15 protein-coding genes are annotated in these 15,681 nt (G+C 35.6%); 5 read left to right on the top strand and 10 right to left on the bottom strand.

What is annotated here, in order from left to right:
• Nucleotides 1-26: 26 nt before the first annotated feature.
• The 4 genes from PHO43_RS06325 to PHO43_RS06310 all read right to left on the bottom strand — a co-directional run bounded on the left by PHO43_RS06325 (nt 27) and on the right by PHO43_RS06310 (nt 2,851).
• Complete coding sequence (locus PHO43_RS06325) at nt 27-632, bottom strand: MarC family protein (RefSeq protein WP_053825948.1); 606 nt, start codon at nt 630-632, stop codon at nt 27-29.
• Nucleotides 633-706: 74 nt separating this feature from the next.
• A complete protein-coding gene (locus PHO43_RS06320; RefSeq protein ID WP_052673201.1) occupies nt 707-1,900 on the bottom strand; it encodes a glycosyltransferase family 2 protein in 1,194 nt (397 codons plus the stop codon).
• An 84-nt stretch (nt 1,901-1,984) separates the two neighbouring features.
• Nucleotides 1,985-2,617, bottom strand: coding sequence for an OmpH/Skp family outer membrane protein (locus PHO43_RS06315; protein ID WP_045090173.1), 633 nt, complete (start codon nt 2,615-2,617; stop codon nt 1,985-1,987).
• Between the two features lie 12 nt (nt 2,618-2,629).
• Nucleotides 2,630-2,851: a hypothetical protein gene (locus PHO43_RS06310; RefSeq protein WP_045090174.1), complete on the bottom strand. Its 222-nt coding sequence runs from the start codon at nt 2,849-2,851 to the stop codon at nt 2,630-2,632.
• Nucleotides 2,852-2,994: 143 nt separating this feature from the next.
• Between PHO43_RS06310 and PHO43_RS06305 the strand changes: the two genes are divergently transcribed.
• The 4 genes from PHO43_RS06305 to tatC all read left to right on the top strand — a co-directional run bounded on the left by PHO43_RS06305 (nt 2,995) and on the right by tatC (nt 6,776).
• Complete coding sequence (locus tag PHO43_RS06305) at nt 2,995-4,464, top strand: aminoacyl-histidine dipeptidase (RefSeq protein ID WP_053825947.1); 1,470 nt, start codon at nt 2,995-2,997, stop codon at nt 4,462-4,464.
• A 101-nt stretch (nt 4,465-4,565) separates the two neighbouring features.
• Nucleotides 4,566-5,555 carry an endonuclease/exonuclease/phosphatase family protein gene (locus PHO43_RS06300; RefSeq protein ID WP_053826377.1) on the top strand — a complete coding sequence of 330 codons (990 nt, stop codon included), beginning with the start codon at nt 4,566-4,568 and terminating at the stop codon, nt 5,553-5,555.
• Nucleotides 5,556-5,709: 154 nt separating this feature from the next.
• On the top strand, nt 5,710-5,913 hold the full coding sequence (locus tag PHO43_RS06295; RefSeq protein WP_045090177.1) for a Sec-independent protein translocase subunit TatA/TatB: 204 nt from the start codon (nt 5,710-5,712) through the stop codon (nt 5,911-5,913).
• A 38-nt stretch (nt 5,914-5,951) separates the two neighbouring features.
• Nucleotides 5,952-6,776: a twin-arginine translocase subunit TatC gene (gene tatC, locus PHO43_RS06290; protein ID WP_045090178.1), complete on the top strand. Its 825-nt coding sequence runs from the start codon at nt 5,952-5,954 to the stop codon at nt 6,774-6,776.
• Between the two features lie 3 nt (nt 6,777-6,779).
• Here the strand turns inward: tatC and PHO43_RS06285 are convergent, their stop codons facing one another.
• The 6 genes from PHO43_RS06285 to PHO43_RS06260 form a co-directional block, all read right to left on the bottom strand.
• Nucleotides 6,780-7,157 carry a YccF domain-containing protein gene (locus tag PHO43_RS06285; protein ID WP_045090179.1) on the bottom strand — a complete coding sequence of 126 codons (378 nt, stop codon included), beginning with the start codon at nt 7,155-7,157 and terminating at the stop codon, nt 6,780-6,782.
• The gene (locus PHO43_RS06280; protein WP_045090180.1) at nt 7,154-7,531 is read right to left on the bottom strand and encodes a RidA family protein; all 378 of its coding nucleotides are present in this window, start codon (nt 7,529-7,531) and stop codon (nt 7,154-7,156) included. The genes PHO43_RS06285 and PHO43_RS06280 overlap by 4 nt, the downstream gene beginning before the upstream one ends.
• A gap of 57 nt (nt 7,532-7,588) precedes the next feature.
• The gene (gene rlmB, locus PHO43_RS06275) at nt 7,589-8,329 is read right to left on the bottom strand and encodes a 23S rRNA (guanosine(2251)-2'-O)-methyltransferase RlmB (RefSeq protein ID WP_288009985.1); all 741 of its coding nucleotides are present in this window, start codon (nt 8,327-8,329) and stop codon (nt 7,589-7,591) included.
• Between the two features lie 5 nt (nt 8,330-8,334).
• On the bottom strand, nt 8,335-10,002 hold the full coding sequence (recN, locus tag PHO43_RS06270) for a DNA repair protein RecN (protein ID WP_045090182.1): 1,668 nt from the start codon (nt 10,000-10,002) through the stop codon (nt 8,335-8,337).
• 100 nt (nt 10,003-10,102) lie between these two features.
• Nucleotides 10,103-12,070, bottom strand: coding sequence for a PorE family type IX secretion system protein (gene porE / locus PHO43_RS06265; protein ID WP_288011661.1), 1,968 nt, complete (start codon nt 12,068-12,070; stop codon nt 10,103-10,105).
• Nucleotides 12,071-12,137: 67 nt separating this feature from the next.
• The gene (locus tag PHO43_RS06260) at nt 12,138-13,655 is read right to left on the bottom strand and encodes a DUF4301 family protein (protein ID WP_045090184.1); all 1,518 of its coding nucleotides are present in this window, start codon (nt 13,653-13,655) and stop codon (nt 12,138-12,140) included.
• Between the two features lie 289 nt (nt 13,656-13,944).
• Here PHO43_RS06260 and dnaK point away from each other — a divergent pair.
• Nucleotides 13,945-15,681: molecular chaperone DnaK (gene dnaK / locus PHO43_RS06255; protein WP_288011659.1), on the top strand; the 1,737-nt coding region annotated here is incomplete at its 3' end.

Here is a 15,681-nt window from a genome sequence, read left to right as displayed (position 1 = left end):
TAGAATGTCATAATTCTATTAAACAGTTATAAAGCAGCATTAACAGTTTCAATTAGTGCACTCATATTTGAGGTGATGAGTTTTACTGAAATAGCCATGAGTATCACACCAAAAAACTTTCGGAGTATATATGCCCCACTCTCACCTAAAAGTTTCTTCACCTGATCCAGATACCTCAATACAAGGTAAACTATCACTAGGTTTATGAGAACAGCTATAATTATGTTTATGGTGTGGAATTCAGCTCTCATAGTAAGAAGAGTGGTAAAACTTCCTGGTCCGGCAATTAGTGGGAAAACAACCGGAAAAAGTGTTGAAGAGTTATCAGCAGATGGATTGTCATTTCTAAAAATCTCTACTCCGAATATCATCTCTATTGAAATAATAAGCAACACAACAGCTCCGGCCACAGCAAATGAAGAGATATCAACCTGAAAAAGTCTGAGTAATCCCTCTCCTATAAACAGGAATCCTATCAATATAATTGAAGAGTAAATAGCTGCCTTCTCCGCATGAATTGTTCTCCCCTGACTTCTTAAATTCAGGAAAATTGGCACAGAACCTGTAGCATCAATAATTGCAAACAAAACCAAAAAAGCACTTACTATTTCAACCCAGCTAAAAGCAAACATATAATAATGATTTTAGAATAATGAAAGGATAAACTTACAATTTGAACACAAAAATAATAAATTACATCAATACATCAAACAGTAGATTCTATTTTGTCAGTTATCATAGTGATTTTTTCAAGTTTAAAAGGTTCAGGATGTACATAATTTAAGTATTTTACTATCCTGAAAGCATTAAAGTTATGAAAAAACCTTTTCACAAAACTATTCAGTGTCGCACAATTTTCATTGCAATCCTTTAATAATTTCAGATAGTCGATTTCGTTTAAAAAATCAATCAAAACAGGATGTAATTCGGCTACCTTTAAAGTTATAATTTCTTCATCCTTCTTGAAGAAGAACTCTTTCATATCAAAAAACCTTTTAAGCTCTTTAAAAGACTGTCTAGAATATACCTTAAGAACACCGTCAGGTTCATCCAGAATCTTTTGTATTGCCGGTCCAGTGCCGAAAGGAACACGTTCTGAAAATCTTGCAAGGGGATAAACAAAAGTCTCTTTAAGCAATTTCACCCCACCTAATTGAAACACTTTCTGTAGAAAATAAAAGTCCTCCCCTCCCTGCTGACGCCCCATACCCCCAACTCTCACATAAGCATTTGCTGATACTGCAAACGCTGAACCTATCGTATGATAGTAATAAGGAAATCCGGTTGATTTAAGACATTCACTATAGTAGTGAAGATATGACTCATACTGTCTTACGGCAAATTCAATATTACTTTGACTACTTTCTACTCTATGATGAAAGTTGTGTATGGTAGCATTAAGATTACCATCACTTCTAAAAGTATTATAAACGGTGGTAATAAAATTGTCAGAGACTTCACAGTCGGCATCCAAAGAGACAATAATTCCCCTATAGTTTTCAGTCTTATAAAAATGCTCTACTGCAAGATCCATCCCTATTTTCCGTGCTAATCCAACACCTGCATGTTTGTTTGGTAACCCCTCTAATTTAGCAGCTCTTACAATAAAAGAGCGTTCATCTATTTTCTTTGAATAAGAACTAACCTCCTGATATGTTTTAGTATTTCTGTTTACAACATCAATATCAGTTTTAACTGCCGAATTGATAATTACTATCACTGATAAATTTACAGACTCAGGCCTGTCACATCTTCTTATACTCTCTAAAGTGTTTATAATATCCGGTTCATCATAACAGGGTATTACTACAATTATGTCAGAATTAAAGTTAACGTCAAAAACATCATCATGATATCTCTGACCCTGTTTCTGCAGGTATTTATTTAACGATTTCATCATGTAGTAAAATTAATAAATTAAACGCAAAGAAGGACTCTTAAAATAAGAGCCCTTCTTTACTATTCAATAAAATATCACAGAAGCTTATTCTGCTGTTGTTATTGCAGTTGCAGGACCATATTTATTATTAAGGAACTGCACCACTTCATCAGTGATATCATACTTATCCTTAGCATAAATTAGTGTGCTTGTTGAGATATTGCTGAAAATAATTTCGTAATTTCTTTCTCGATTAAACTCTTCCAGTCTTACCTTAATTGTATCTTCCATCTGAAGATTTAACTTCTGCTGTTCGATCATGAATTCCTGAGATAATCTATCAGCAAGTTGTTGATATTCCTGATTCATCTGGATAATACGCTCTTGCTCCTGCTGGGCTCTTTCCTGACTTAAAAACGCGTTGTTACGCAATTTACGTTCAAATTCCTGTGCTGCAGAGTTAATCTGATTTTGACGCTGATTTAGAGTAGCACGGGTACTTTCCTCTTTTCTTAATAGAGACTCATTTAAATCTTTTGCAAAATTGTAGTTCATTAAGAGAGAATCGACGTTAACATAAGCTATTGGCAAAGTAACTGAGGAGTCATTTAATAAAACTGATAGATCTCTACTGTCGGCTTCTTTTCCGGATTTTCCTGATGTAAAGTGCAGGATAAATAGAACAATAACTGCAATAGCCAGCACTCCACTGACTATATAATTGGAGAAATTCTTCATTATTAAGGAATTTTATAGTTTTTCGTTTTTCATTAATTTCAATATTGGGCTCTCTTTATAGCGATACTCAGTATCCTGAGAGGTAGCACAATTTATGCCTCTCTCTTGCATAGCTTTACTTGCACCTATATGAGTATTTGGAAATTCTCCTTTTTTGGTAAAGAAAACACGAATACCCATTAAAAGTATTGCTATAAATCCTACTGCTATACCTATAATTACTGTTTGTAACATAATAATCCTTCTTTTCGAGTAGCAAAGATAGATTATTTACCTAATTAATCACGATATTTTCCTATTAAAGATGCTAAAATTATTGCATGAAGGTTTTTTTTCACCTATTTTTATCGATTACAAACATTTCAATAAAACATACTATGACAATTAAAGATTTAGAACCTTCGTCAATATGGGGTTATTTTTATGACATAACTCAAATACCTAGACCTTCTAAAAAAGAGGATAAGATCAGAGCATATCTACTTGATTTCGCTGAAAAACACAGTCTGGAAGTGAAGCAGGACAAGGCAGGCAATATACTTATAACCAAACCGGCCACACCTGGTAAGGAGGACTTGCCAACTGTAATTCTGCAATCTCATATTGATATGGTTTGTGAGAAAAACTCAGACGTGGAACATGATTTTGACAATGATCCTATTGAGACTATCATTGATGGTGACTGGGTAAAAGCTAACGGTACTACACTGGGAGCTGATAATGGTATTGGTGTTGCAGCTGAATTGGCTGTACTGGCATCCGATGAAATTGCACATGGTAAAATTGAAGCCTTTTTCACAGTTGATGAAGAGACCGGATTAACAGGTGCCAACGCTCTTGAGAAAGATTTTCTGACAGGTAATCTTCTTATAAATCTGGATACGGAAGAAGAAGGAGAGATTTATATTGGATGTGCCGGTGGTAAAGGAACTAAGGCATATTTCAAATATAAAGAGAAAGATGCTCCTAAAAAATACTTCTGGTTCAAAGTAAATGTAAAAGGATTAAGAGGAGGCCATTCAGGCAGTGATATTGATAAAGGCTTCGGAAACGCCAATAAAATTCTTGCAAGATTTTTAAACTCCATTTCCAGGAAAAAATATAATATGATACTTTCCGAAATTGGAGGTGGCAATCTCCACAATGCCATACCAAGGGAGGCATATGCATTGATAGGAGTAAAAGAGAAATATAAAGAGGATATCAGAGTAAAACTTAATACATTTCTAGCAGATGTACAGAATGAATTGAAACATACTGAACCCAATCTTGATATTCAGCTTGAATCAGTGCAAATTCCTTCAAAAGTTATAAACAGAAAAACAACAGAAAAACTAATATTGGCACTTAATGCATGTCCTCATGGAGTTATTGGAATGAGTCACGACATTCCTGGACTTGTTGAGACATCAACGAATCTGGCTTCAATAAAAATACTGCCGGACAATCTGATTGAAATAGGCACTAGTCAGCGAAGCTCAGTAGAGTCACAAAAAAGATATATTGTAAATATGGTATCTTCAGTATTTGAGCTATCAGGTGCAAAAGTTCTACATAACGATGGATATCCGGGCTGGCAGCCAAATCCGGATTCCAAACTGCTTAAACTGGCACAAAGAGAATATAAGGCACTTTTTAATAAAGACACCAAAGTAAAGGCAATTCATGCTGGTCTTGAATGCGGATTATTCCTGGAAAAATATCCAAACCTGGATATGATCTCTATAGGGCCGGATATGACTGATGTTCATTCACCCGATGAGAAAATGAAGATTTCCTCTGTTGCAAAATTCTGGGATTTCCTTGTAAAAATATTGGAAAATGTATCTTCAGAAGATGTAGAATAGATGTCAGTGATATTTAAATGTTAGGTCACAGACTTTTCATATTGAATATTTTTTTATTAATATCATTCACGGAAATTGTTTCTCAGGACAATTTCCGTGTAATGTTTTATAATGTAGAAAATCTATTTGATACAATAGATGATCCTGCAAAGGATGATAATGATTTTCTGCCTGATGGCTTTATGAAATGGACACCCTGGAAGTATCGTAAAAAACTTCAGGATATTACAAGAGTCATTACAGCAGTCGGAGGCATGCAATCACCGGCACTGGTTGGTCTTTGTGAAGTTGAAAATGACAGCGTTATATTCGATCTTGTCAATCGATCTCCACTCATGGCTCAGGGATATGAGTATGTAATGACAAATTCACCAGATAATAGAGGAATAGATAATGCCTTGCTATACCAAAGGCATCAGTTTAAACCACTGGAAAGTAATGAGTACAAAATCGGATTAAACCAAAAAAATATAAAACCAACCCGTAATATACTACATGTAACGGGACTTGTTTTAAGTAAAGATACCATTGATGTATTTGTTTGCCATTTTCCTTCGAGAAGTGGAGGACAGAAAGAGACAGAGCCGGCAAGAATTGAATCAGCTAAAGCTCTAAGGAACATAGTAGACAGTGTGCTTTTAAAGCGCAATAATGCAAATTTTATTATTATGGGTGATTTTAACGATCAACCCAGTGATAAGAGTATGTCAGAAATACTCAGGGCTAATAGTACAGATCTTTATAATGACATATTACAATCTGACTCAGAATCAGAAATAGAAAAGGAACTTTTCAATCTGTTTTATAGAAAAAATAATAACTCTGAAATCGGAACATATAAATATCAGGGAAGATGGTATATAAACGACCATATAATAGTTTCCGGAAATCTTTTAGATACAAATAACCATATCTTTGTTAAAAACAGACTGGCACATATTTATAAGGCAGACTTTCTTTTGGAAGATGATCACGGGTACTATGGCAAAAAGCCGTTCAGAACCAATCTAGGGCCCAGATACAACGCTGGGTTCAGTGATCATTTACCGGTTTATATGGATTTAATTATTAACATACATTCCGAGATTTAACAGATACATTGAGTCCCGTTTTTTCAAACTTTATATTAAAACAGTTGGTTAGTTTCATAAATTAGCCATACATTTGCAATGTCTATGATAGATAGAAAAACAAAATCAATAAAGATTAAACATCAATAAAAACATTTCAAATAAATAAAAACCTATGAATCCATTACTTATTAATTTAAACGGTTGGGAAATACCTATTATTGTTATAGTAATTCTGATACTTTTCGGTGGTAAAAAAATACCTGAATTCATGAAAGGCCTCGGAAAAGGTATTAACAGCTTTAAGAAAGGGTTGAATGATATTGAAGAAGATATCAAAGCAGATCCTTCAGATAATAAAACAACAGGCGATAAATAAATTTATTTTAAGAACCCCTATAGATTACGGGTATATACATGGCAGAGAAAGAAATGTCCTTTTGGGATCATCTGGAAGAATTCCGATGGACTATTATTCATATAATCATTGCTGTTGTAGTCTTATCTATACTAGGATTCATCATAATACCTCATATTTTTGACTCAGTTATATTAGCACCGCGTAATTCTGACTTTGTAACATACAAATTTCTGGATAAGGCGAGCCAATTTATACCGTTCTTACCGGATTTTTCTGCTGAGTCATTTAATGTGAAGATGCTGAATATAAACATGACTACACAGTTCATGACCTATATTTCAACATCATTCGCTTTTGGAGTTCTATGCACTATCCCATATATATTATATGAGATATGGAAATTCATTAGCCCAGCACTCTATGAAAACGAAGCAAAAGGTGTAAAACAGGCCTTTGGTTTCGGAGGATTTATGTTTATCGTTGGATGCCTTGTAGGATATTTCATAGTATTCCCATTGATCTTCAGGTTTCTTATTACTTTTGAATTGAGTGAGTCTATAGATAATATGATATCACTTGATTCATACATGAGTAATTTCTATACTCTTATACTAATAATGGGGCTAGTCTTTGAACTACCCCTGGTATTTTGGCTACTTTCCAGTCTTGGATTGATTTACCGATCATTCTTCAGAACATACCGCCGTCATGCAGTAGTGGGTTCTCTACTGGCAGCAGCACTTATAACACCATCGGGTGACCCATTTTCACTTATTGTAGTTACCCTGCCAATTTATGCATTATGGGAGATCAGTGCCTTCGTGGTTAAAAAAGATCCGCCGGAAGAGGAAGAGGAAAATTTACCTGCAATCTTTGAGTAAAACTTATTTTATATTTATCACTACTTTACCAAAAGGGGAAAAAGCTAGCTTCATCAGTTTGAAGTGCTGATTACCAAATGGTATACCAATTATGGTAATATAAAAAAGCAACCCAAAAAGCAGGTGGGTCAGCACTATTGGCAATCCTCCCACAAAGAACCAAATGACATTCATCAATAGTGAAAGGCATCCTGAAGATGTACTGCTATGTACTGCCTTTTTACCAAACGGCCATAGTGCAACCTCCGCAAGTTTGAGCGACTGAATACCAAAAGGTATTCCGACAATTGTAATCATTAGGGTAATACTCCCTATTACATATTCAATTGCGATTACAAAACCCCCAAAGAGTATCCATATAATATTACCTAATGTTTTCATTTGGCAGCAATTACTTCTATTTCAACAAGTGAATTCTTCGGGAGTGTTTTTGCAGCAACTGTAGATCTTGCTGGAAAAGAGTCTTTGAACTGTTTTGCATACACTTGATTCATCCCATCGAACAGCGACATATCACTTAAAAACACGGTTGTCTTTACAATATTCTCAATATTCAATCCTGCTTCTGATAGGATAGCTTTAATATTGATAAATATCTGTGAAGTCTGTTCTATAATACCTCCAGGAACGAAATTTCCGGTAGTGGGGTCAATAGGTAACATTCCGGATAAAAATAGAAATCCGTTAACCTCTATTGCCTGACTGTATGGTCCAATTGCTTCAGGAGCATTTTTTGTTGATATAACTTTTTTCATATTATTACCAATTTTGAGATTAAAAGGTATATTTATAACTTTTTGTGTAGTAAAGAGCTATTGATTACGCCTTTGTCTAAGAACTTCATAAATCATAACACCTGCTGCTACTGATACGTTCAGCGACTTAATATTGCCAACCTGAGGCAGCTTAACCAGTTCATCACTGATTCTCAGATGCTCTGCTGCTATACCTACATCTTCTGAACCCATTAATATGGCAACAGGAACAGACATATCTGCTTCTGTGTAAAGCTCTGCCGCTTTTTCCGATGCTGCAACAACCTTTACTCCACTATTTTTAAGGAAAAGAATGGCTTCTTTCAGACTGTTTTCCCGACATACAGGTATAGTATGCAAAGCTCCTGCCGAAGTCTTAATAGCATCTGCATTCACAGAAACACTTCCTCTGGAGGGTATAACAATTGCATCCACCCCTGCAACTTCACAAGTGCGAGCAATAGCACCAAAATTACGAACATCTGTCAACCCATCCAATACTATTATAAAGGGATTCTTACCCTCTTCATACAATAAAGGAATAATATTCTCAAGCTTTTGATAGGTTACAGCTGAAGTAAAAGCAATAACTCCCTGATGATTTTTTCTGGTAATCCTGTCAATTCTTTCCACAGGAACTCTTTGCATAGGTATATCATATTCACGAATAAGTCGCTGCAACTCACCTATCAATTCACCTGACAGTTCTCTTTTAATTAATACTCTGTCGATGTCTTTTCCGGCCTCAATAGCCTCTATAACGGCACGTATACCGAAAATCATTTCTTTATCTCTCATATTTTTTATTCTGATTGTATGCCAAGAATTGCTTTTGCATTTTCAATTGCTTCAGATGTTACCTCAGCACCACTCAACATCTGGGCAACCTCCTCAACTCTTTCGTCATGAGATAAAGCCTTGATTTTTGATGTAACACCATCTTTTGTATCTTCTTTATAAACAACAAAGTGAGCATCTCCCTTTGAAGCTATCTGTGGCAAATGTGTAATAGTAATAACTTGCATTTCGCGACTCATCTCCCTCATTATTGTTCCTACTCTGTCTGCAACATCTCCCGAAGTACCAGTATCTATCTCATCAAATATAATTGCAGGGAGTGCGGTTGCACCTGCTATCATAGCTTTCAGGCAAAGCATCAGGCGTGATATCTCTCCGCCTGAAGCGACTTCGGAAACGGGTTGTAAAGATGTATTCCTATTGGCTGAGAACAGAAATTCCAGGTTATCTATACCTGTTATGTCAGGGTTTGATTTTTCTTTGAATTCACATTTAAAGCGACTATTTGCAATCTTCAGATAAGCAAGTCTCTCCATCAATTGTTTCTCAATCTCAGGAGCTGCCTCTTGCCTTTTTTTACTTAATGACTTGCCTTTTTTAAGCATTATAGTGCGTTTTTCGGCTGTCTTCTTTTCAAGTACCGATATTTTTTCATCCAGCGAGTCAATATTTTTCAGCTGTTCATCTATTTCATCCCGTAGTTTAATCAACTCTTCTACTGTTGCAACAGAGTGCTTTTTCTGCAGATTGTAAATTGCACTTAGTCTCTCTTCTATTATTTGCTGACGTTCGGGATTATATTCAATCTCTTCAAAATTACGTGAGACATCGTCTCTAACATCTTTTAAATCAATATATGCCGACATCACCCTTTCAGTTAGTTCTGCCACTTTAGGATATACATTCTGCACATTTTGCAGTGTATCCTTTGTTGATTTTAGTAAAGATTCAATATTATTCTCATCCTCCGAAAGCATCGATATTACTGCAAATAAACCTGACTTTATCTCTTCTGAATGAGTTAATGCTTCAAGCTCTTCTTCAAGTTCTTCCTGTTCACCGGGTTTAAGTGAAACTTCTGATAAACCCTTGTGCTGGAACCGGAGATAATCCTCCTCTTCTCTGTTTTTCTGAGCTTGCAAACGCATATCGTTCAATTCTTTTTCTGATGAGCGATAATCTTTATATGCATCTACATATTCTCTCAGCTCTTTTCCTGTCCTTGCAAGAGTATCAACCACATTCAATTGAAACAGGTTATCATTAAGTGCAAGGTTTTGATGTTGTGAGTGAATATCAATTAGCTTTTCCCCAATTTCTTTCAGATCGTTTAGATAAACAGGTGAATCATTTACAAAAGCACGTGACTTTCCGGTACTCCATATTTCTCGACGCAATATGCATTCATTACCATCATATACCCAATCATGATCATCAAAAAAAGATTTAAGATTATAAGTTGAAATATCAAATACCCCTTCTATAAGGCATCTGCTTTCACCATGTTTAATATGGCGACTATCAGCTCTTTGACCAAGAATTAGTGACAATGCACCTAAAAGAATAGATTTGCCGGCACCTGTTTCTCCTGTAATAACAGTCAGTCCTGTATCAAACTCAATGTGAATTGAGTCGATCAGTGCATAATTTTCTATTGTTAATGATTTCAGCATATATTAAACAAAACCTCACTTGAAAATCCTTATTTCAAACAGGAACTCTAACAAACAAAAATACATATTATTTCGGAGATTCCATTTTAGTGATATTGATTTATTCAGGATTTAAAACCCTGAATTCAGTTCTCCTGTTTAACTGATCTGAAAGTTTTTGCTGTTCTGGAGTAAGTCTTCCTATAAATTCCTCATTAAGAATATCTCCAGTTTTTAAGAAGTCATATGTTTCAGCAATAATTCTGTTAATTACTTTTGGGGCTGACTTACCACACCCTTTTGCTTTTAGCCGATATTGATCTATTCCATTCTGAACTAAGTAATCAACTACTGACTTAGCACGATTGGCCGAAAGATTTATATTATACCCCTCATCACCTAACCGGTCGGTATGCGCAGTTAACTCAATTGAAATTTCAGGATGTTCGTTAAGCAGTGCAATCAGCTCATCAAGAGCCGATTTAGATTCAGGTCTAAGTTTAGCACTGTTTAAATCGTAAAAAACATTATCTAGAATGACAGGTTTATTGTATGGAATCATCTCAAAATCTACATAATATGTAGTATCAGATTCCAAATTAGCTGTGTGCAGCATTTTCTTCTGATTCAGAAAGCCATCAGCACTTGCCATAAGTAAATAGGTCTTATCTTTTTCTGCTTCAAATTTATATACACCCTCACTGCTTGTTATAAAATTACTCTGAAAACCGTCACTCCCTACTACTGAGACAGTGGCTCCTGATATAAATTCATCGTCCTGATCTACTGCAAAACCCTCTATTATTATTCTTGCAGGCAGATACTCAAATGAATAAATATGATGGTAACCACGAACATCATTACGGTTAGAACTAAAATACCCTTTCTCTACTTTAGGTTCAAATGTAATTCCAAAATCGTCTTGTGATGAGTTAATAGGTGATTTTATATTTTCAACTATCCACTCATTCATTTTATCATTATAATATGCTTCAAAAATATCTAAACCACCCATACCGGGATGTCCGTCAGATGAGAAATATATACTGTTATCATCTCTGACATAGGGGTATAATTCATCACCGGAACTGTTTATTATTGGACCCATATTTTCAACTGTATCTACTTTAAATGATGATGAAAGTCTGGCACGCCAAATATCTTTTCCACCATAACCTCCTCTCATATCTGATACAAAATAGAGGTATCTTCCTGAAGGTGAAATCGAAGGATGGGCAAATATCGCAGTAGAATCTATATTATTAATTTCAAATGGAACTCCTTTGGTCCATAAACCATTTATTCTTCTAGATATATAGATTTCAGGTCTTGTTAATTGTTCACGATCGCTATAACTGGCAGTGTAAAACAGATATCTTCCATCTTTGGTTATTGAAGGAGTACTCTCATCAAATGCACTGTTAATATCAGGATTAAGCAATTCATGTTTTTGCCATTCACCCCTATAGTTCTTTCTTGAAATAAACAGATCACTGTATTTAGTTCCTGTTACAGGATTTTTTTCTTCACCTGTAGCTTCTTTCCCTGATGATGTAAAATAGATCACTTCACCATTTTGTGATAAAAAGGGACTATACTCAGACCCGCCGGAATTAAAAACATCTAATTTTTCTATCTTGTATCGTTTTGGATTCTCTTTCCACTCCTTTGCCTGTTCAACACCTTTCTTGCCATTAATTCCTAATATATTACCCGGCGATAGTTTTAAAAATTCATCATAGGCTTCAATTGCCAACTCATATTCACCCTCTTTATGAAGCATTTTTGCATAATGAAGATACATTAAAGTATCTGGGTATTTATACCTGATTGCGCTTCTATATGCCGACAGAGCACGTGCACTTCGTCCTAACTTCCTGTAAGACTCTGCCATTTCAAATGAAATTATTCCACGAATAGCCTCATTTTTGCCATGAGATTCACTATATAACTTCCTATAAGACTCTGAAGCTTTGTAATACAGACCATTTACATACTGATCTCTGGCATCACTCAATTTAACCTGTTTACAGGATAACTGCAGTAATGCAAAAACCAGTATTAAAGCATATGATAAGTAGTATTTCAATTCCCTGTTTTATTACATGAAACGTTTTCAGGGCTGAAATATTGCAATTGAGAGTAAAAACAGAGAATTATTGATGCTCCGGCCTCAGTAGATCATTTACTGTCTTAACAGGATTGAAGGTTGATATCGGTACTTCAACAAAAATGGTATTCCAGTCGCTCATAGCTCCATTCCATAGTCCCGGCAGCTCCAATGCTTTCAGATCTCTTCCATCTTTTGATTTCTGGGATATAAATCCTGTATTTTTATCCACGTATTTTGTCAGATTGAATTTATTATTCTGAAAACATTTTACTCCACAAACAAGATCAACAGGATTGAAATGAGAACCATTCTTAAAAGCATCCATTGCCTCAGGATTATTTTTATCTATCTGAGAACTCTCAAGAATCTGAGGTGATGTGGTGCCGTCCGGATTAACTGCAATAAAAGGTCCGCCTCCAGGTTCACCCACATTCTTTACCATACCGCATACTCTGTATGGACGATCAAGTTTTTTTCTCAGATACTTTTTAAGATCATCTTTTGTCTCAAACTCCTCTTTTGTGGTAATAAAAAGTTCATTCCTGGTAAATGAGAGCATTTCTGATAACTCCTCATCACTTACATCATCTGACACTAGTCTGTTTAAATAATTAAAAGCACGCTGTTGTACTGTGATAAGAACTCCTGCCAGTAGTTTTTTATAATGAGCTTCATTTTCTTTCAATCTGTCGGGAACAACATTATCAACATTCTTTATAAAAATAATATCTGTTTCAATATCATTAAGATTCTCTATCAATGCCCCATGCCCACCGGGACGGAACAGGAGTGAACCATCTTCATCTCTGAAGGGTTCATTGTTAATATCTACAGCAATTGTATCGGTTGAAGGTTTCTGAATACTGTATGTTACAGAAAATTTCGCATTAAGCTTTTGCTCATAATTTATTTTTCTTGCAGCCACCAACAGTTCAAACAATTGAAGATGCTCTTCAGATACAGTAAAATGAACATTTACCAACCCGTCTGCATTTTTGGCATAAAGTACACCTTCGGTCAAATGTTCTCCCACAGGTGTTCTGTTGCCTTCGGGATATTTATGGAAAAGCAATAGCCCTTTTGGCAAATTACCATAGTCAAGGCCATCCGCTGAAAGTAATGCAGCAATAATATCTTTGTAACTCCCCTCCTCCAGCAATTTTGATGCACTTTTACCTATTAATGATTTACAAGTTTCATCTAGTGAAGTGTAAAATGCGAAATTCTGAATATTTTCAAAAAATGTTTTTTCAAAATCAGTTACAGGTTCATCATAATCAGAATTATAAAAAGCATATAAATCTTTAAACATGCGACTTGCTGCTCCAGAAGCTGGCACAAATTTTGTCACCTTTTTATTGCTATTAAGATATCTATTCCAAGCCTCTATATATTTAGGCTCATCCTCCTCTTCAATTTTTAAAATACCTTTCCCAATTGATGCAGCGGATTCAATCTGCAGGAAAGGGAAGCCGGATCTGAAATAATCCAGTTGTGTTTCAATCTGAGATTCCGAGATTCCTTTTTTATTGAGTAAATCCAGGTCTTGTTTTGTATACATAGTTAATAGTGTTAAGAATTGAAACATTAAATTAAAGTGCTTTGACTGGTTAATGATTTTTAAACCAAAAATGAAAACACTCTGAACTAATAATCCAAAGGTAAAAAAAATATGTTGAAAAGAATGAAAACAGCAAAAAAACTAAAAAAAGGAGATAGTTATATCAGTCATTATGGCAGATTTGCTTTTCCATCAAAATTTTGGCACAAGATTTGAGAAAGAGATGATAAGAAGAATATATCAAATTGATAAGAAATATAAACTATATAAAATTAAATAGATTACAAAAATGGGAAAAATAATCGGAATCGACTTAGGTACAACTAACTCTTGTGTCTCTGTGATGGAGGGCAATGAACCTGTTGTAATACCTAATAACGAAGGAAAACGCACAACACCCTCCGTTGTTGCTTTTGTTGAAAACGGTGAGCGTAAAGTAGGTGATCCTGCAAAACGTCAGGCAATCACAAATCCACATAATACAGTTTCTTCCATAAAAACATTTATGGGTGAGACATATGAACAGGTACAGAAGGAAATTGGCCGTGTACCGTATAAAGTGGTGCGTGGCGATAACAATACACCTCGAGTAGACATTAACGGACAACTTTATACACCTCAGGAAATTTCTGCCATTGTTCTTCAGAAAATGAAAAAGACTGCAGAAGATTATCTTGGTCAGGAAGTTAAAGAGGCTGTTATTACTGTACCTGCATACTTTAGCGATGCACAGCGCCAGGCTACTAAAGAGGCCGGGGAAATTGCAGGTCTTACTGTACGTCGTATTGTAAACGAACCAACTGCTGCTGCTCTTGCTTATGGTCTTGACAAACAGAACAAGGATTCTAAGATAGCAGTATTCGACTTAGGTGGTGGTACTTTTGATATCTCTATCCTTGAGCTGGGTGATGGAGTTTTTGAAGTGAAGTCTACAAATGGTAATACTCACCTTGGTGGTGATGACTTCGACCATAGAATTATCGACTGGCTGGCAGATGAGTTTATAAAGGATGAAGGTATCGATCTGCGTAAAGATCCTATGGCACTTCAAAGATTAAAAGAGGCTGCAGAAAAGGCTAAAATTGAACTTTCAAGTGCAACTTCTACTGAAATAAACCTGCCTTATATAATGCCGGTAAACGGTATTCCAAAGCATCTTGTAAAAACACTTACACGTGCTAAGTTCGAACAGCTGATTGATGATCTTTTACAGAAATGTAAAGAGCCAATTCATAACGCGATGAGAGATGCAGGATTGACTAATTCTGATATTGATGAGGTTATCCTTGTTGGTGGATCAACAAGAATTCCTGCTGTACAAGATCTGGTAGAATCTCTATTTGGCAAAAAACCACATAAAGGTGTAAATCCTGACGAGGTTGTTGCTGTTGGAGCTGCTATTCAGGGAGCTGTATTAACCGGTGAAGTAAAAGATGTACTGTTGCTGGATGTGACACCTCTTTCACTTGGTATTGAAACATTAGGTGGTGTTATGACTAAACTTATTGATGCAAACACTACTATTCCTACCAGAAAGAGTGAAGTATTCTCTACTGCTGCAGACAATCAGCCATCTGTACAAATTAACGTACTACAGGGAGAACGCTCTTTGGCAAAAGACAACAAGCAAATTGGAGTTTTCAACCTTGATGGAATTCCACCTGCTCCACGTGGTGTACCTCAGATTGAAGTTACTTTTGATATAGATGCCAATGGTATACTAAACGTAACAGCAAAAGATAAGGCATCAGGAAAAGAACAAAAGATCCGTATCGAAGCTTCATCAGGATTAAGTGAAGATGAAATCAAACGAATGAAGGAGGAAGCTGCTGCAAATGCTGAGGCAGACAGAAAAGAGAAAGAGCGTATTGATAAGCTCAATCATGCAGACTCAACAATCTTCCAGACTGAAAAGCAATTGAAGGATCTTGGAGATAAGATTCCTGCTGATAAGAAAGCTCCTATCGAAGCTGCATTAAATAAATTGAAAGAGGCTCATAAAGCACAAAACTTAGAAGCAATTGAC

This window comes from Lascolabacillus sp., assembly GCF_028696275.1.
GTDB lineage: Bacteria > Bacteroidota > Bacteroidia > Bacteroidales > Dysgonomonadaceae > Proteiniphilum > Proteiniphilum massiliensis.
This window is presented reverse-complemented; position numbering and strand designations above follow the sequence as displayed.

Bases quoted from the DNA above. Each gene is read 5' to 3' on its own strand.
- PHO43_RS06305 (WP_053825947.1), top strand. From the start codon at position 2,995: ATGACAATTAAAGATTTAGAACCTTCGTCAATATGGGGTTATTTTTAT.
- PHO43_RS06300 (WP_053826377.1), top strand. From the start codon at position 4,566: ATGTTTTATAATGTAGAAAATCTATTTGATACAATAGATGATCCTGCA.
- PHO43_RS06260 (WP_045090184.1), bottom strand. From the start codon at position 13,655: ATGTATACAAAACAAGACCTGGATTTACTCAATAAAAAAGGAATCTCG.
- rlmB (WP_288009985.1), bottom strand. From the start codon at position 8,329: ATGAGAGATAAAGAAATGATTTTCGGTATACGTGCCGTTATAGAGGCT.
- PHO43_RS06315 (WP_045090173.1), bottom strand. From the start codon at position 2,617: ATGAAGAATTTCTCCAATTATATAGTCAGTGGAGTGCTGGCTATTGCA.
- tatC (WP_045090178.1), top strand. From the start codon at position 5,952: ATGGCAGAGAAAGAAATGTCCTTTTGGGATCATCTGGAAGAATTCCGA.
- PHO43_RS06285 (WP_045090179.1), bottom strand. From the start codon at position 7,157: ATGAAAACATTAGGTAATATTATATGGATACTCTTTGGGGGTTTTGTA.
- PHO43_RS06310 (WP_045090174.1), bottom strand. From the start codon at position 2,851: ATGTTACAAACAGTAATTATAGGTATAGCAGTAGGATTTATAGCAATA.
- PHO43_RS06280 (WP_045090180.1), bottom strand. From the start codon at position 7,531: ATGAAAAAAGTTATATCAACAAAAAATGCTCCTGAAGCAATTGGACCA.
- PHO43_RS06325 (WP_053825948.1), bottom strand. From the start codon at position 632: ATGTTTGCTTTTAGCTGGGTTGAAATAGTAAGTGCTTTTTTGGTTTTG.
- recN (WP_045090182.1), bottom strand. From the start codon at position 10,002: ATGCTGAAATCATTAACAATAGAAAATTATGCACTGATCGACTCAATT.
- PHO43_RS06320 (WP_052673201.1), bottom strand. From the start codon at position 1,900: ATGATGAAATCGTTAAATAAATACCTGCAGAAACAGGGTCAGAGATAT.
- PHO43_RS06295 (WP_045090177.1), top strand. From the start codon at position 5,710: ATGAATCCATTACTTATTAATTTAAACGGTTGGGAAATACCTATTATT.